Raw genomic sequence first — 16606 nt, forward strand, 5'->3', positions numbered from 1 at the left:
ATGAAATTATCTAAGGTGAAATTATCTTTTTGGCAAATTTTCAACATGAATGTAGGATTTCTTGGAATCCAATATAGTTTTGGGTTGCAACAAACGGCAGTTAATCCTATATTTTCCTTTTTAGGCGCGGAACATGACCAGTTGCCTTTATTAAATTTAGCAGGCCCTGTAACAGGATTAATTATTCAGCCTATAATAGGAGCAATTTCAGATAAAACTTGGTCGCCACGTTGGGGTAGACGTAAACCCTTCTTCTTAATAGGAGCACTATTAGGTAGTATATGTTTGTTTTTGTTTCCTTTTAGTCCGGCTCTATGGTTTGCAGTAGGTTTATTATGGATTTTAGATGTGGGTAATAATATGGCTATGGAGCCTTATCGAGCCTTTGTAGGAGATAAATTACCCAATAGCCAGTTGAGTTTTGGTTACCAAATGCAAAGCTTATTTGTAGGAGCAGGTATTGTTTTGGCTAATGCATCAATTTTTCTGTTTCAAGATTGGTTTGGTGGAGTAGAAACAGTGACTGAAGCAGCAGATCGTATTCCTAAATGGCTGTATTATTCATTTTTTATTGGTGCTGTATTGTCTGTATCAACAATACTTTGGTCGGTATTAAAAACTCCCGAAATTCCTCCTTCAGAAGAAGAGTTGAAAGATATTAAAAGGCATAATGCTATGTCATTAATGAACCGTATTAAAATGCCTTTCTTAGAAATTATTGAGGCAATAAAGGACATGCCAAATTTAATGTGGAAACTTTCTGGAGTATATTTATTTCAATGGTATGCCTTATTTGTTTATTGGCAATTTATAGCTCCCTTGTTTGAAGAAACAATGGGGTTCAATAAATCCATGGCGCTAAGTCAGGCAGCCAAAATGAATACAACTTATAATGTTTCTACTATTGTTTTTGCTTTAGTTTTAGTGCCATTAGCAGTGAAATTTGGAAATAAAAAGGTATATGTATTGAGTCTTTTTTTTACCGGTATGGCCATGCTAAGTATTCCATACATTCAAGACCCTTTCATTGCGGTTTTACCTATGGTTTTATTCGGGATAGGTTGGGCGGCTATGATGGGTATACCTTATTCCATGGTTTCTAAAGTGGTGCCTCAAGAAAGAAGAGGCGTGTATATGGGGATTTTAAACATGATGATTGTAATTCCAATGGGAATCCAAACATTAACTTTTGGACCGATAGTTAAAAATTTATTAAGCAATAGCGCAGTAAATGCTATAATATTGGGAGGTGTGTTTTTTGTTATAGCTGGAATTCTGGCTTTACGATTGAAAGAACCTAAATCGGCAGATGGAGAGGATATAGAAGTAGTTGTGTCAAGCATAGGTCATTAAATTAATTAAGTAATATAGGTTTGGAAAAAAATAGTAGACATATAGATATACTTTGTGTAGGCGAAGTACTTGTGGATTTTATAGGTCATCAAAAAGGTGTGCTTATTGATGAAACAAGAGATTATCATAGATATTTGGGAGGTTCTCCTACAAATGTCGCCATGAATATGGCGCGTTTAGGTCTGAATTCGGTGCTGGTAGCAACTATTGGTAAAGATGGTTTTGGTGAATATATTTTAAAAAGGTTGTCAGAGGTTGGAGTAGATACTAATTATATTCAAAAACGTGACAAAGAAACAACTAGTGTTATTTTTGTGTCAAGATCAGAAGGAACACCTGATTTTATACCTTTTAGAGAGGCAGATAAGTATATATTGGAACGTCAAATTTCCAAAAAATTACTTTTGAATACCAAGGTATTTCATACAACTTGTTTTGCATTAAGTAAAAAACCTGCACAAACAACTATCATTAATAAAGCTAAGGAAGCGAGTGCTTTAGGGTGTACTCTCAGCATTGATGTGAATTACTCAGAAAAGCTCTGGAGTAGCCGAGAGGAAGCACTGCAAGTAATAAAAAATTATTGTGGTTTTAATCCACTAGTTAAGGTAAGTGAGGATGATATGTTTCGATTTTTTGAAAAGGAAATGAAGCATGAAGATATTTTTAACTTTTTTCACGAAATAGGAGTAGATGTGGTTTGTTTGACACTTGGTAGTCAGGGAGTTAAATTGTCTCAAAAAAACATGAAAACTATTAATCTTCCTGCGGTAAAGGTAGAACAGGTAATTGATTCTACTGGAGCGGGAGATGCATTTTGGTCGGGGTTTTTATTTGCTTATGTAAAGGAGAAATCTATTGAAAAATGTTTAGAAGTAGCATTGCAGCTGGCTGCATTAAAACTACAGAATGTAGGTAGGCTACCAGATAATATTAATATACTTTCAAAATTACTTTAAAAAAAACTAATATAATGTTGGCTAATAATAAAACATTAAATGGTGTAATGCTTAATGCTTACCCTGATAGCATTGGAAATAATTTAAGTGATCTTATTTCCATGTTAAAAAGACCTGAGTTTAGAGATGTTTTTTCTTTATTCTATGTGCTTCCAACTTTTTTTAATAGTGATTTAGATCGAGGATTTTCAATAATAGATTATAATATAAATACTGAATTAGTATCAAAATCTGATTTGGAAGAATTAGCGCGATTAAATATTCAATTAAAATTCGATATTGTTCTAAATCATTTGTCAGTTGCGTCACCTCAGTTTAAAGATTTGCTTAAAAATGGAGACTGTTCAAAGTATAAGGATTTTTTTATTGATTGGAATGCCTTTTGGCATGGGCAAGGGGAACTAAATGATGAAGGTATTATTATTCCTAAAACAGAGTTACTCGATAAATTGTTTATGAGAAAATCGGGATTACCAATTTTAAAGGTGTCATTCCCCGACGGAACCAAAAGACCTTATTGGAATACATTTTATCAGAAAGTAAATAACGATAATAGCTTTTTAGGGCAAATGGATGTAAATGCAAAATCTGAACTAGTATGGGAGTTTTATGAAGAAACCTTAGCTAAGTTAAAAGGTTATGGATGTAAGATATTAAGATTGGATGCTTTCGCATATTTGCATAAAGAAGTAGGAGAATCTAACTTTTTTAATAAGCCAGGGACATGGAACTACTTAGAAAAGATTAAAAACATTGCAGATAAAAATAGTTTACAGCTGTTACCAGAAATACATGCGGAGTATGGACTTAATCTTCATAATGAGGTAGCTAAAGAAGGGTACCAAATTTACGATTTTTTTCTGCCAGGATTAATGATTCATACACTTGAAACAGGAGATAATCAAGCCTTAATGGTATGGGTTAATGAAATTATTAATAAAGGTTATAAAACAGTAAATATGTTAGGCTGCCATGATGGAATTCCAGTTCTAGATTTAAAAGGAAAAGAAATAGACGGTGTATTTTATAAGGGGTTGTTGGATGATAATGAGATTGAAAACATAATGAATGTTATTTTAGAACGTGGTGGACGAATAAAAAATTTATACAATGCTGAAGGTAAAAAGATTTCATATTATCAAGTAAATGCTACCTTTTATAGTGCTTTGGGTGAGAATGACAAGAAATTATTGTTAGCCCGAGCTATTCAAATGTTTATGCCAGGTATTCCACAAGTTTGGTATTTAGATTTGTTCGTTGGTAAAAATGATTATGAAGCTGTTAATAGAGCAGGTGATGGTGGTCATAAAGAAATTAATAGAACAGCCCTATCAATGGAAGATATCGAATCAGGATTGAAAAAAGAAGTTGTATTAAATCAACTAAAGCTACTCAAATTAAGAAATACCTCAATGGCGTTTTCCGGCAGTATTAAGGTAAATGAAAGCGATTCAAAGCAGATTGATATTTTATGGGAAAATAAAAATGAAAGGGCCCATTTAAAGGCAAGTCTCAAATCTTTTCAATTCATCATAGATTATACTGAACAAGGGGTAAATAAGATTATTAATTTTAATTAACTTTTAAAGTATTGTAAAATAATTGGAATATTGGCATTAAACCATTACTCAAAAAAAGAGTCTTAGCTTTTAAAATAATTCAATATCAACTTAATAACTAAAACAAATGACATTTAAAACAATTAAAATGAGTCTTTGCGCTGTGGTACTATTCGCTGGTGTTCAATTAAGCGCTGCACAGCAAAATTCCGGCAACAAACGTACACCAGAAAAAATGTTTGCCAGTCTTGATGCCGATGAGGATGGCATGGTGACTCTTGAAGAATTTAAAAGCAAGAAGAGAAAAAATGAAGTGCCTGTAGAACGTCTGGAAAAGATGTTTAAAAGAATGGATGCCAATGCAGATGGAACGCTTACCTTAGAGGAATATCAGAAAGCTATGGAAAAACGCAAAGAGCAAGCGCAAAAAATGAAAAAGCGTAAAGAAGCTGAAAATGAAAGTGAAGATTAATAATTAAACTATAAAAAAAGACTCAAATAACTTTGAGTCTTTTTTTTATATCATTTTTTAAAGTAAGCTTAACCGTTTTAAGCGTCTTCCGATGTATTTACCCAATACACATATAGTCTGTACATAAGGGCAAGTACTACCGTTCCCACAAATAACCCTATTATGCCATGAAGCATAACGCCTCCTATAGCGCCTAAAAATATAATAACGGTTGGTGTTTCCAGACCTTTAGATAGTAACACCGGTTTGAGAAAGTTATCTACCAGAGAAACCGCTATTATATATATGGTAAATATAAGGTTAGCTGTTCCGTTATCTGATACGGAATACATAACTATAATGGGTGGAATAATGGCTAATGTAACAGGCAACTGTACAATGGCGGCAAATAAAATAAGTAAACTAAAAAGCCCTGCTGCAGGCAAACCAAATAGTTTAAATCCTATAAAACTTAGTAAGCTTTGAATAATTGCCACTAATAAAATGCCTTTTACCACACTTCTAATGGTATTACGTGACATAATGACGAGATCCTCGCCATCTTTGCCTACCAGTTTTTCCGATAATTTAATAACGCTTTTATATTGTCCGTCGGCGCTATGCATAAAGACCACCGCAATGATTAATGATACAATTAACAGAACCAGTGTTCCCATAATACCTAAAAAGCTACTAATAATACCTTCTCCTTTATCCAGGATAAAATCTTTATGATTGGACGCGTAGGATTCTAAATCTTCAGAAGCATTTTTCCATTGCTTGTATATTTTATCACCCATAGGCCAATCCTTAACTTTTTCTGTGGGTGGCACAATAACCAGAGTGTCGTCTTTTATTTGCTGTATGGTTTTAGAGGTGCTATCTATAACCGAACTAAACAAAGAATAGGTTGGTATGGCAATCAAAGCCACCGCAACTATGGTCAGGATTGTAGATGCTAATTTTTTTCGCTTCTCACCAACCAGAGCGACTATTTTTTGATGTAGGGGGTAAATGGCTACGGCTAAAATAACCGCCCATGCGAGAACGCCTAAAAAGGGTTTCACTAAGAGCGCAGCCCATAAAATGAGTAAGGCCAAAATTAAAATTCTAATAAATAATGTTGTAGTGGTTTTACTTGTCATTTTTATATGTTTTACATGTTAGTCTGAGTCCATCCACCGCCTAATGCCAGGTATAATTTAACGATAGATTGTAAGTATAGCTTATAGCTTTCGGAAGCATTTAACTGGGCATTAAACAGAGAGGTTTGCAGGTTAATAAACTCTAAAAAAGAAGTCACCCCTTCATTATATCGTACCCAGGATAAATTTAATGCTTCCTGAGACAGCTGTAATTGGGTTTGTCTTATTTGATATTCCTGATGGTAGGTGTCTATAGCTATTAAGGCATCTTCAACTTCCTGAAAGGCCAGAAGGTAGGATTGTTTGTATTCGTTTACCAGCTGATTGTATATTTCTTCTTCAAGTTGAATAGTATTTTTGATGCGGTTATTATTAAAAATGGGGCCTAATAAATTACCTGTTAACGTACTAAACAATAAGCTGGGTTTGGTAAGTTGTGCTCCCAGATCGAGCGATATGGTAAAATTAGGGTAATTAAGAGCTTCGGTAGCACCAATAACAGCAAGTTGTGCTTTTAGTTTTCGTTCTGCAATTAAAATGGATGGGCGTCGTCTTAATAATTCAACAGGAACCCCTGCCGGAAAATCTGATGAAAATACCTGTTCCTGTAAAGCTAATCCTCGTGGTATTGATTTTGGCGTAGCCCCTAAAAGGATACTTAGGGCATGTTCCAGTTGAGCTCTGGAACGAAATAAAGCCTGTAAGGTCACTTCGGCTTCCTGTTGGTTAATGATCACCTGATTTAAATCGACTTTAGAAACAAAACCACCATCGTAGCGGGCTTCTATAACATCCTTAAATTCGGTTAATGAACTAATCATGTTTTCAGCAACTATAATTTTATTATCTACATCCCGCAAAGTGAAATAGATAGAGGCTATTTGAGTAACCAAGGTAGCCTGCACCTCATTGCTGGCCATTTCTGTTGCCAGATAAGCTTGCAAAGCGGCTTCGTTTTGATTTTTAATTCTTCCCCATACATCCAGAGTATAAGACACATTGGCGGCAGCAAGGGCATTTTGTGTGGTATTGGAAGCGATGGAAGTTTTAGTAATATCGCCGGTTATACCGTAATTAATACTCGGGTATAATTGAGCCTGCGCTATTTCTAACTGCAGCTGTGATTGTTTTATTAAACTTACGGTGTTTTTTAATGGGTAATTGTTGTTAAGTCCTTCCTCTATTAATGCAACCAGGGTCGTATCGTTAAAGATGCGCCACCAGGAGCTGTTGGCAAAGATTAAAGTATCCGTGGAACTGGCATTTCTATATTTTGAAACGTCATCTATTTGAGGAGCAACATAGGTCTTATTGATGTGGCAAGAAGAGAGCCCTAAAAAAACAGTGAAAATGAAACTATATATGAGGTGTTTTTTAATCATTCGATAGTTTTGGATTATTAAAGGTGTTAACAATAAGCGATACGAGCACCACATAAATTATGGCAATACTAACCTGTATTAAACGCCCCCAAACCGTATTGCCCGCCTCGCTGGTAGATGTGGAAATGGTGCCCATAATAACAAAAAAGGCATTAAAGCCACTTTTGTATATAGGCGCCTTTTTATCGTTAGAATACAAATGGATAACAAAATAAAAGGCAACATTTATGGTTAAAAGTATATACAAGACGTAACTGGGGGCAATGACTAAAATATTATACACTAAAATACCGGCCAATCCTCCTAAGATGTTTGCAATAACAAAAACGATGGCTTTTTTCGATTCATGAATAAAAGGATCGAAACTTAAAAGCATAACATAAACCAAAGTTAAAATAGCCACCGTGGCGTTTAATAAATAACATACAAATACAAAGGGGAATACCACGAACAGGCCGTTTAAAGCCATCTTGTCTAAGTTTATTTTGTCGAAGACATTCGATGTGGCTTTATTAATGGTGATATCTTCCTGAGGTGTTAGAGGGAATATGAAAAATGCTATTCGAGTGGTTATATAGGCTATAATTAAATTAAAAAGGAGGGCTAATAATACAACACTTCCTAAGGCACTGGCTTTTAAACTTACAAAGGGAATGAGAACGGCAAGTATTAAAAAAAGCAAGCGTATCATTTGAGGGATTTGCACCATCCGAAAGGACCAAAAAATAATTAATCCTAAAACCAGAAGTACCACCACAGGGTAGTCAATTAAATTCTTTCCTATAATAACTCCAAAATACCCCAAAATAAAGAGTCCGAATACAAGGATAATTTCAGTCTTTAGGCCTAAGGGTTTCTTATTAGGCTGTAAAAACATAAGTGTAAATATGGCGGTCACGTGCGGAACTAAATATCCCAGAGAGGTAGCCACAATTAAAGCAAAAGTTACGCCGAAAACACAACGCAGTATGGGTATGTTAGCTTCGGTGTCTCTGTAAAATAGTTTTGCCTTATCGAACATAGGATAGTATGGACATTATATGAATACGAACACTCGCTAAAAAATTCAATAACCAGTTATTACCGGTATAAACCACAACTTCTACCTGGCTGCCTTGTCGCAGTTTGTGCATGATTTCGGTATCTTCTATTTCAAGAATTACAGGAAACCGTTGCGGGTCTCTTAACCATCCCTGAACACCAGACACTGTTGGTAAATCTCCAACGTTTGTTTTATCTGTGCTCACCCCGTAAGCAATACTGCTTACTTTGCCTTTGTATACTTTGCCCGGTGCGATATCAAAAATCAGGTCGGCTTCATCACCCAGGCTTATATTGGAGATATTGTTTTCCTTTAAATTAGCCTGAATCCACATGGTATTGTTAGAAACTAAAGTGACCATAGATTTACCGGCACCGGCGAAATAGCCCACTTCAACATTAAAACTTTCAATAATACCATCCGATGGGGCCATAATTACAGTATTAGCTAATTCCCATTGCGCTTTTTCCAATCTGCTTAATACCGATTTTATATTGGGGTTGTTACCGTCTGTTGGGCCTAGAGCTGCCAGTTCCTTATCCAATCCGGCTTTTGCAGACGCGACTTGCTCAATGGCTCCTAAATAAGACGCTTCAGAAAAATCTTTGTCGCGCTCAGAGAGGGCGCCCTTATTTTGTGCTATAACCCGTTGTGTGCGTTTCCAGTTTTTCGTCGCACGGTCTAAACTTACTTTTGCTTTGCTTAATCTGGCTGTAGCGGCTTTTATAGATGATTCTCCGGCACTTATAGATTGTAAAACTTTTTCAAGATCGCTTTCGGCAATGTCAACAGCTATTTTATAAGGCGTTTGATTTATTACAAATAAGGTGTCTCCTTGTTTTACTTCAGAATGCAAGCCCACATTCACCTTCGTTACATAACCATTTACCATGGGTGCTACAGGAAGTATAAGTCCTTTTACCCGAGCCTGATCCGTGTTGGGTGTAATTCGATCGGAAGCGACATACCAGATGAAAAATATAAATGTAACGAGGAGGGTTATGAAACTCCATTTCTTTACAGAAGGTATTCTTTTCTTTTTCGATTTCGTCATTTTTTAATTTTTTTATAAATATTCTCGATTAATGAATACATCATGGCGGTAGACCACCCTATGAGTAAAATGCCGTTAATAGCTTCTATGCCGGATAATAATCGCCAATGAGACGTTAGTGTGATATCCCCATATCCCAGAGTTGTAAAGGTTACCATTGAGAAATATACCGATTCAGAAAAACTTGAAAATTCAGTAGATGTCTGCGGAATGTAATAATAAAAAGAGGCCCAGATTAGCGCATGTAACGTGTGTATCGTGGTGAAAAGAAGAAAGGAGAATAGTAAATCTTTTAAAATTCTTTTATTCGTAATATCGTTTTCTCCTTTTAGTGTGGCTGCAATTTTTCGAAGCCATAAAATGTTGCCAAAAGCTTGTATTACTAAATTAATCGCGATAATAATCGATCCTACAAGTATTATTTTTATGATCATAATTTAGTACTGTAAATGAGTTGGTTCATTACGTTAGTTTTTTATATCAGGAGCTAATACCTTGTTAGGTTTGGTACAACTAATTTAGTAATTTAAAGTCAAGGTTTTAAATTAATTAGAGATTTTTGAATCAGAAAATTAATGAAGTGAGGGCTTCTCGATTTGAAAAAGCATTATTAATAGATCTATGTATCTGTTTGTTTTTAAATATATAGATATAGAATTTGATAAAAATAGTAGAGACTGGTGATAAAACAAACCAGGTAAAAAAAAGGGCATTACTTTAGCCTGCACATGGCTGTTTTATACCATCGCTTATAATTGGTTGGTTTTGGATGAAACTTAGAGCGACAATGAATGTGTTTAAGTAATTTCTAAGGTGTCACCTGTTTTTTTAAGCCAACATTTATTTTTCTCAATCCCTTAATGGTGGCATAGCGTATTTTTTCTTTATGAAGGACCCAGCCTCCTATAGCTCCCAGAAAACTCCCTATCACAATTTCGTAAAAACGCAGGGAAATGAGTTCGGTTGGGTTGCCCATTTCAGGTGTTGAAGCTTCTGATAATAATATGGCAAGAGGCGTAATAAAAATGACCGCCAAAGCATAATTTCTAACAATTAACATTTCAACAATCATAATTAATGCAATAATAAACAGGCAAATCATTAAGTGGGTTTCAACAAAGCTTAAAAATAACCAGCATAGCCCTAAGCCTATAAACGTTCCAAAGATTCTTTGAAACGTACGTTGCCAGATGTTATAAAGGCTTGCACCCTGCATCACTGCCGCACAGGAAATAGTGATCCAGTAAGGGTATTGTATTTCCATAATAAACCCAATAGCCAGGGTTATAGCCATAAAACCACCAAGAATAATAGCTTCCCAGAAATCTGCCAGTTGATTTTTACTTAATAGCGGGACCACTATATTTTCCTTGTTTCTTAATACTCTGGCCGAAATCATGAGAGTGTAGGTTAAAGCGATGAAAGCACTAAACATAGTACCTAAAGCAATTAAACCTACCTTGAAAGGTACCGAGGTTAAATTATGAGGCTGGCAAACAGATAAGGCTGCTATTAATATAAAAAACAAACTTCCCGGGGCATTCGCTTTGTAGTACAAAATAATCCAATGAACTACTATGGAAAACAATCCGAGACTTATAACTGCGGCTGTTTTACTAAAACTAAAAAACTGTCCAATAGTAAACGATATTAAAAATCCGAAGGAGCAAATTAATATAGTACTTATACGGTTGGTTACGGCTCCACTAAATGGTAGGTATAAAATCACCAATCCACCCAGACAGGCCATTAACCCATAGGTTAACTGGTTGTAATGCCAGCCAGATAAAAGTGGCACCCCAACGCATACAGCAGTTAGTAACGGCGCATGCCAGGTTCTGCTAGACTCATTTATTTCTATAAGTAAACGAAGTTCCTTAAGGATCTTTTTTAATAAATTCATAGTTGTTTTCTAATATGGCCGTAAGCCATAGTATTCTGTGGAATTTTAATCTGCAAAGATACCACTTTCGTTGTTATAATTATAAAGCCATCTACGCTTGAATATGGTGTTTGGATCTTGTTGTGTTGGTTTTAATTAGTTGGTAAACAATATCTTGCGTGTTTTTGTCAGGAGGGGTGCGGTTTAAGGCTTAAGTGTGAAATCTCTGTTAAAAATCATTAAAGTTTTCAGAATTTCGTACATTTGAGATAATTATGAAACAAGTATTCCATAAAATATGGGCCTGCCTTATGGCTTTTATAGTGCTGTTTTCTACCATGTCTTTTGTGGTAGATATGCATTATTGTGGGGATACTTTGGTGGATACAGCTATATTTCAAAAGGCCGAAACCTGTGGCATGGATATGCCGGATATTCCTTCGGAAACCTGTGTGGTTACTAAAAAGAACTGTTGCACAGATAAGCAGTTGCTGGTTGATGGTCAGGAAGAATTACAATCTGTCCCAGATCAATTGATGCTGGTGCAACAATGGTTTGTAACCTCATTTGTTTATGCGTATATGGGGCTTTTTGAGGCTCCTGATAATGAGCTAGATGCTTATCAATATTACTCACCGCCAACGGTCGTCAAGGATATATACAAGATTGACGAAACCTATTTAATTTGATTTTTTAAACATTAACCTTCTTATTCTATAGCCAGAGCTTTAGGATAATGTTTCGTATACGATATGTTATGCATATCTATTGTTTATTGTTTAAAATCAAATTATCATGCTCAATAAAAGCATTAAATTTCTAATAGAAAACAAACTTGTTGCAGTGTTGTGTCTCCTGCTTTTTGTAGGCTGGGGTACTATAAATGCACCTTTTAACTGGAAGTTGCCAGGGTTGCCAAATCACCCTGTAGCTGTTGATGCCATTCCTGATATTGGCGAAAACCAACAGATTGTATTTACTAAATGGGATGGGCAGTCGCCACAGGATGTTGAAGATCAGATTACCTATCCGTTAACTACTTCTTTATTGGGAATTCCTGGTGTTAAAACCATTCGTAGTTCTTCTATGTTTGGGGTATCCAGTATTTATGTCATCTTTGAAGAAGGTGTCGAATTTTACTGGAGCCGAAGTCGTATTCTAGAAAAACTAAACGCTCTACCCAGTGGACTCTTACCTGAGAATGTACAACCTACATTAGGGCCCGATGCTACAGGGCTTGGGCAAATATACTGGTACACCTTGGAAGGTCGCGATGAAGCAGGTAACGTTACCGGTGGTTGGGATTTGCAAGAGTTAAGAAGTATTCAGGATTATTATGTGAAATACGGACTGGCATCGGCTAAAGGAGTGAGTGAAGTGGCTTCAATAGGTGGTTTTGTTCAGGAATATCAGGTGGATGTGAATCCCGAACTGTTGCGCCAGTATAATATTTCTTTGCAGCAGGTTGTAAAAGCTGTTAAGGAAAGTAACAAGGAAATTGGAGCGCAGACCATAGAAATTAATCAGGTAGAATACCTGGTGCGAGGTCTGGGTTATGTGAAGTCTATCGCCGATATCGAGAATGCCGTTGTTACTTCCGAAAACTTTACAGCCATCCGCATCAAAGATATAGCGACCGTTTCTTTAGGGCCTGCTCCCAGACGTGGGTTGCTCGATAAGGAAGGTGCCGAAGTTGTGGGAGGTGTGGTTGTGTCTCGTTTTGGAGCTAACCCCATGGAGGTTATTAATAATGTAAAAGATAAAATTACAGAGTTAAGTACGGGCCTACCTTCTAAAGTTTTAAGCGACGGCCGTAAATCGCAGCTTACTATTGTGCCCTTTTACGACCGTACTGAACTTATTCAGGAAACACTAGGAACCTTAAACGAAGCGCTTACTTTAGAAATATTAATTACCATTCTCGTTGTAGTTGTGATGATGTACAATCTGCGTTCGGCAATTCTTATTTCAGGTTTATTGCCAGTCGCTGTTTTAATGGTGTTTATAGCCATGAAACTCTTTGGCGTCGATGCCAACATTGTGGCTCTCTCGGGTATTGCTATTGCAATTGGTACCATGGTCGATGTGGGGGTGATCCTATCGGAAAACATCATCAGGCATCTTGATGATAACAATGATAGCGCTTCAGAAGCAAAACTCCCGATTAATACCGTAGTCTATAATGCTACAGCCGAGGTGTCAGGCGCAATTGTTACGGCGGTCATGACCACTATTATTAGTTTTATACCTGTATTCACTATGATTGGTGCCGAGGGTAAATTATTTCGTCCTCTGGCCTTTACTAAAACCTTTGCCTTAACGGCATCCATTATCGTGGCCTTGTTTATTATTCCCCCTTTTGCAGCCTTTGTATTTAAAAGAAAATCGCTTAAAGGGAAATGGATTACAAGTTTGAATATACTTTTTATCGTACTAGGGTTGCTGGGTATGGTTTTAGGATACTATCTGGGACTTTTACTGGTAGGCTTCGGAATAGCAGCTATTTTAAAGCAGCAAAACCGACTTAGCGATAAGCAATACAACCTGGTTAATGTTGGTATGTCGGTTATAGCTATAGTTAGTCTATTAACGGAATACTGGCGTCCGCTTGGTGTTGGTAAAAGTTTGTTTTTAAATCTGTTATTTGTAGCTGTTGTTTGTTTTGGTCTGCTGAGTGTATTCACCATATTCCGCAAGTATTATACTCGCATATTAGCCTGGTGTCTGGCTAATAAGTTACTCTTTTTAGTATTGCCAACAGGCTTGTTAATAGCTGGTTTTGTTATTATGAAACAAACAGGGAAGGAGTTTATGCCAGCACTAAATGAAGGTTCCTTTTTACTCATGCCAACGTCTATGCCTCACGCCGGCGTAGAAGAAAACAAAAGAGTTTTACAGCAACTGGATATGGCTGTTGCCAGCATTCCTGAAATAAAAACAGTGGTTGGTAAAGCGGGACGTGTGGAATCGGCACTGGATCCTGCGCCTTTATCAATGTATGAAAATGTGATTCTTTATAAGCCAGAATACCAGTTAAATGAAGAAGGGGTGCGTCAGCGCTTTAAGGTGAATGATGCCGGTGAATATGTATTGCGTAATGGCAGAAGTCTGGCGGCTAAACCTTTTGAAGCCTGGGAAAGTATAGATATTGAGAAGGAGTTAATTCCAGACAATGATGGGGAGTTTTACCGCAATTGGCGTCCTGAAATTAAATCACCGGATGATATCTGGAACGCTATAGTTGAAGCAACAAAATTGCCGGGGGTAACATCGGCGCCCAAGCTACAACCCATAGAAACCCGTTTAGTAATGTTACAAACCGGGATGCGTGCACCTATGGGAATTAAGATTAAAGGACAGCATTTAAAACAGATTGAAGCCTTTGGTATGAAACTGGAGTCTATTCTAAAAAATGCGGAAGGTGTTAAAAAAGAGGCTGTTTTTACCGATAGAATTGTAGGGAAACCCTATATGTTAATCGATATAAACCGTGAACACATGGCACGCTATGGCATTAGTGTTAAAAAGGTTCAGGATATATTACAGGTGGCTATTGGCGGTATGCCTATCACGCAAACTGTGGAAGGACGTGAGCGTTTCGGTGTGCGTGTGCGCTATCCGAGAGCTTTACGAGAAAATCCTACCGATTTAAGTCAGATTTACATACCTGTAGAAAATGGTAGTCCGGTACCCTTAAGCGAATTGGCAGATATTCGATATGAACAGGGACCTCAGGTAATAAAAAGTGAAGATACCTTCTTGGTAGGCTATGTGCTGTTTGATAAACTGGATGGTTATGCTGAAGTGAATGTGGTAGAAAATGCGCAGGCGCTCATTCAAAAGCATGTTGATGCTGGAGACTTGGAGTTGCCAAAGGGTATAAGTTACCAGTTTACGGGTAATTATGAGAATCAGATACGTGCAGAAAAAACGTTGTCGCTGGTAGTACCTTTAGCATTACTTATCATTTTCCTGATTTTGTATTTTCAATTCCGATCGGTGGGTACTTCCTTAATGGTGTTTACCGGAATAGCAGTCGCTTTCGCGGGAGGTTTTATCATGATTTGGTTGTATGGTCAGGACTGGTTTTTAAATATCTCCTTTTTTGGTGAAAATTTAAGAGATTTATTTCAGATGCATCCTATCAACTTAAGCGTTGCGGTATGGGTCGGTTTTATTGCCCTATTTGGTATTGCTACTGATGATGGTGTAGTCATGGCAACCTATTTAACACAGACTTTTAAACGTAATACACCTACTTCTACTAAGGCAATTCGGGCTTCTATTATCGAAGCGGGAGAGAAGCGTATACGTCCATGTTTAATGACAACGGCTACCACTATACTGGCTTTATTGCCAGTACTAACTTCTACAGGTCGAGGGAGTGATATCATGATTCCTATGGCGATTCCAAGCTTTGGAGGTATGCTTATCGCATTAATAACCTTGTTTGTTGTTCCTGTATTATACAGCTGGAAAGCCGAAATTCAACTTAATAAAAGAGCAGATGAAACAGTTTAGAATTACAACTAAAATAGTGATGGTGCTGCTATTTAGTACGATAGTATCGCTAGCCCAGGCCCAGGAGCTGGAGTTTTTTATGAATGAAGCTGTAGCTAACAATCTAGAAATAAAGAAGTTTGAGGCTCAGTATCAACAGGCATCAGAGAAAACAAACGAGGTGCAAAGTATTCCAAATACAGAATTTGGGTTGGGGTACTTTGTGAGTGAGCCAGAAACCCGAACAGGTGCACAACGCTTTAAAGTGTCTGCAAAGCAAATGCTGCCATGGTTTGGAAGCATTACCGCAAGGGAAAACTATGTGGGTGCCATAGCCGATGCTAAGTATGTTGATATAGTAATTGCCAAACGGAAGCTAATTGCCAGTGTTGCCCAGTCATACTACCGTTTACAGACTCTTAGGTCTAAACAGCAAGTTTTAAGATCGAATATAGAACTTCTGGAAATTTATGAAACGCTGGCACTTAATGCGGTTGAAACCGGGAAAGCCTCGGCAGTTGATGTGTTGCGTTTACAAATGCGTCAAAATAATTTAGTGCAATTACAAGAAGTTTTAGAGCAGCAGTTTCTGGCGGAACAAAGTGAAATGAATGCACTTTTAAACCGCGATAAATCTATAGGTATTAGCTTAGAGACGACTTTAGATATGCCTTTGGAAGCATTAGAAATTTCTACGGAAAACTTAAGTGTGCATCCTGAGTTAACCCGATACGATAAGTTGTACGAATCGGTGGAGCAATCCGAGTTACTTAATCAAAAAGAGCGCAGCCCGATGATTGGTTTTGGAGTTGACTTTGTAAATGTAGAAAAGCGCCCGGGCATGGATTTTATAGATAATGGGAAAGATATCTTTATGCCTATGCTATCCTTATCTATTCCTATTTTTAATAAATCTTATAATTCAAAAAGTAAGCAAAATGCCTTACAGCAGGAAGCAATTAATTATGAGAAGGAAACAAGGCATAATCGCTTGCAGACGTTATTGGATAAAGCCATTACCGAAAAAACTTCGGCGCAAATACAATACAGAACTCAGGCTGAAAATTTAATGCAGGCAAAAGATGCCGAAACCATACTTATGAAAAATTACGAATCGGGCACCCTTAATTTTGGAGATGTGCTGGATATTCAGGAGTTGCAACTGCAATTCGAAATGGATCAGGTAGAAGCTGTTAAAAACTATTACATACAATCGAGTATTATTAATTATTTAACCTCGTAAAGAATTAAGGGAGTACAATCTTTCAAAAATAGAATT

13 protein-coding genes are annotated in these 16606 nt (G+C 36.9%); 7 read left to right on the top strand and 6 right to left on the bottom strand.

What is annotated here, in order from left to right:
- The 4 genes from H611_RS0112005 to H611_RS14275 all read left to right on the top strand — a co-directional run bounded on the left by H611_RS0112005 (nt 1) and on the right by H611_RS14275 (nt 4343).
- Nucleotides 1–1353 carry an MFS transporter gene (locus H611_RS0112005; RefSeq protein ID WP_027138611.1) on the top strand — a complete coding sequence of 451 codons (1353 nt, stop codon included), beginning with the start codon at nt 1–3 and terminating at the stop codon, nt 1351–1353.
- A gap of 20 nt (nt 1354–1373) precedes the next feature.
- Complete coding sequence (locus H611_RS0112010; protein ID WP_027138612.1) at nt 1374–2312, top strand: carbohydrate kinase family protein; 939 nt, start codon at nt 1374–1376, stop codon at nt 2310–2312.
- A gap of 14 nt (nt 2313–2326) precedes the next feature.
- On the top strand, nt 2327–3892 hold the full coding sequence (gene gtfA / locus H611_RS0112015; RefSeq protein WP_035483804.1) for a sucrose phosphorylase: 1566 nt from the start codon (nt 2327–2329) through the stop codon (nt 3890–3892).
- Between the two features lie 127 nt (nt 3893–4019).
- Nucleotides 4020–4343: an EF-hand domain-containing protein gene (locus H611_RS14275; protein WP_169515998.1), complete on the top strand. Its 324-nt coding sequence runs from the start codon at nt 4020–4022 to the stop codon at nt 4341–4343.
- Between the two features lie 77 nt (nt 4344–4420).
- On the opposite strand, the gene H611_RS14280 is transcribed toward H611_RS14275, so the two are convergent.
- The 6 genes from H611_RS14280 to H611_RS0112050 form a co-directional block, all read right to left on the bottom strand.
- A complete protein-coding gene (locus H611_RS14280) occupies nt 4421–5467 on the bottom strand; it encodes an AI-2E family transporter (RefSeq protein WP_051238797.1) in 1047 nt (348 codons plus the stop codon).
- Nucleotides 5468–5478: 11 nt separating this feature from the next.
- A complete protein-coding gene (locus H611_RS0112030) occupies nt 5479–6849 on the bottom strand; it encodes an efflux transporter outer membrane subunit (RefSeq protein WP_027138614.1) in 1371 nt (456 codons plus the stop codon).
- A complete protein-coding gene (locus H611_RS0112035) occupies nt 6842–7870 on the bottom strand; it encodes a DUF2955 domain-containing protein (RefSeq protein ID WP_027138615.1) in 1029 nt (342 codons plus the stop codon). The genes H611_RS0112030 and H611_RS0112035 overlap by 8 nt, the downstream gene beginning before the upstream one ends.
- Complete coding sequence (locus H611_RS14285) at nt 7860–8945, bottom strand: HlyD family secretion protein (protein ID WP_051238798.1); 1086 nt, start codon at nt 8943–8945, stop codon at nt 7860–7862. The genes H611_RS0112035 and H611_RS14285 overlap by 11 nt, the downstream gene beginning before the upstream one ends.
- Complete coding sequence (locus tag H611_RS14560; RefSeq protein ID WP_051238799.1) at nt 8942–9379, bottom strand: potassium channel family protein; 438 nt, start codon at nt 9377–9379, stop codon at nt 8942–8944. The genes H611_RS14285 and H611_RS14560 overlap by 4 nt, the downstream gene beginning before the upstream one ends.
- 374 nt (nt 9380–9753) lie before the next feature.
- Nucleotides 9754–10848 (bottom strand): FUSC family protein, encoded by a 1095-nt coding sequence (locus tag H611_RS0112050; RefSeq protein WP_027138616.1) that lies wholly within the window; start codon nt 10846–10848, stop codon nt 9754–9756.
- A gap of 254 nt (nt 10849–11102) precedes the next feature.
- On the opposite strand from H611_RS0112050, the gene H611_RS0112055 reads away from it, so the two are divergent.
- The 3 genes from H611_RS0112055 (at nt 11103) to H611_RS0112065 (ending at nt 16570) form a co-directional block, all read left to right on the top strand.
- Nucleotides 11103–11516: an HYC_CC_PP family protein gene (locus tag H611_RS0112055; protein WP_027138617.1), complete on the top strand. Its 414-nt coding sequence runs from the start codon at nt 11103–11105 to the stop codon at nt 11514–11516.
- Between the two features lie 106 nt (nt 11517–11622).
- Nucleotides 11623–15348, top strand: coding sequence for an efflux RND transporter permease subunit (locus tag H611_RS0112060; protein ID WP_027138618.1), 3726 nt, complete (start codon nt 11623–11625; stop codon nt 15346–15348).
- Nucleotides 15335–16570, top strand: coding sequence for a TolC family protein (locus H611_RS0112065; RefSeq protein ID WP_027138619.1), 1236 nt, complete (start codon nt 15335–15337; stop codon nt 16568–16570). The genes H611_RS0112060 and H611_RS0112065 overlap by 14 nt, the downstream gene beginning before the upstream one ends.
- Nucleotides 16571–16606: the final 36 nt, after the last annotated feature.

It is taken from the genome of Gaetbulibacter saemankumensis DSM 17032 (assembly GCF_000425645.1).
In the GTDB taxonomy this organism is placed as follows: Bacteria; Bacteroidota; Bacteroidia; order Flavobacteriales; family Flavobacteriaceae; genus Gaetbulibacter; species Gaetbulibacter saemankumensis.

What these genes read in the sequence shown, in the direction of transcription:
- H611_RS0112005 (WP_027138611.1), top strand. Translation starts at nt 1, where the DNA reads ATGAAATTATCTAAGGTGAAATTATCTTTTTGGCAAATTTTCAACATG.
- gtfA (WP_035483804.1), top strand. Translation starts at nt 2,327, where the DNA reads ATGTTGGCTAATAATAAAACATTAAATGGTGTAATGCTTAATGCTTAC.
- H611_RS14275 (WP_169515998.1), top strand. Translation starts at nt 4,020, where the DNA reads ATGAGTCTTTGCGCTGTGGTACTATTCGCTGGTGTTCAATTAAGCGCT.
- H611_RS14280 (WP_051238797.1), bottom strand. Translation starts at nt 5,467, where the DNA reads ATGACAAGTAAAACCACTACAACATTATTTATTAGAATTTTAATTTTG.
- H611_RS0112030 (WP_027138614.1), bottom strand. Translation starts at nt 6,849, where the DNA reads ATGATTAAAAAACACCTCATATATAGTTTCATTTTCACTGTTTTTTTA.
- H611_RS0112035 (WP_027138615.1), bottom strand. Translation starts at nt 7,870, where the DNA reads ATGTTCGATAAGGCAAAACTATTTTACAGAGACACCGAAGCTAACATA.
- H611_RS14285 (WP_051238798.1), bottom strand. Translation starts at nt 8,945, where the DNA reads ATGACGAAATCGAAAAAGAAAAGAATACCTTCTGTAAAGAAATGGAGT.
- H611_RS14560 (WP_051238799.1), bottom strand. Translation starts at nt 9,379, where the DNA reads ATGATCATAAAAATAATACTTGTAGGATCGATTATTATCGCGATTAAT.
- H611_RS0112050 (WP_027138616.1), bottom strand. Translation starts at nt 10,848, where the DNA reads ATGAATTTATTAAAAAAGATCCTTAAGGAACTTCGTTTACTTATAGAA.
- H611_RS0112055 (WP_027138617.1), top strand. Translation starts at nt 11,103, where the DNA reads ATGAAACAAGTATTCCATAAAATATGGGCCTGCCTTATGGCTTTTATA.
- H611_RS0112060 (WP_027138618.1), top strand. Translation starts at nt 11,623, where the DNA reads ATGCTCAATAAAAGCATTAAATTTCTAATAGAAAACAAACTTGTTGCA.
- H611_RS0112065 (WP_027138619.1), top strand. Translation starts at nt 15,335, where the DNA reads ATGAAACAGTTTAGAATTACAACTAAAATAGTGATGGTGCTGCTATTT.